Origin of the sequence: Streptomyces spinosus, from assembly GCF_020400655.1 — a bacterium.
In the GTDB taxonomy this organism is placed as follows: domain Bacteria; phylum Actinomycetota; class Actinomycetes; order Streptomycetales; family Streptomycetaceae; genus Streptomyces; species Streptomyces argyrophylli.
In genome coordinates this window covers 1-484 of sequence record NZ_JAINRC010000073.1, presented here as the reverse complement: position 1 = coordinate 484, position 484 = coordinate 1, and the positions used below count along the sequence as shown (strand labels likewise).

Here is a 484-nt window from a genome sequence, read left to right as displayed (position 1 = left end):
CTGGCTGACCGCGAACGGCTGGGTCGACCCGCTGACCGGGGCCGCGTACAACCCGGCGAACTACCCGCTGCACGGTTCGGGCCTGTACTTCGCCGGCCTGGAGTGGGACGGCACGCTGCACGTCTACGGCCTGAACTCCGACGGCACGTTCACCACGTTCGGCACGATCGCGACCGGCAAGGCGTCCGTGATGGACGTGATGTTCGACGCCGGAACCCAGCGCATCATCGCGACCTGCGACAACACCTGCGGCGAGACGCACACCCTCATGAAGGTCGGCGCGTCCGGCACGATCGTGCCCGACGTGACCTACACCAACCCCGCCGTCATGCCGATCGACAACCTGGAGGGCTTCGCGCTCGCGCCCACGGCGGCCTGTGTCAACGGGTTCCGCGAGGCGGTCTGGAGCGATGACGGCGTCTACGGCTTCGGCTCCGGAAGCTCCTCCTACGGACACGCCCTGTACAGCGGCACCTTCCCCTGC

At 68.4% G+C, this 484-nt stretch carries 1 pseudogene; it reads left to right on the top strand.

Annotated features, from left to right (window positions below):
• A pseudogene (locus LG395_RS40965) lies at nt 1–484 on the top strand (hypothetical protein); the annotation flags it as partial.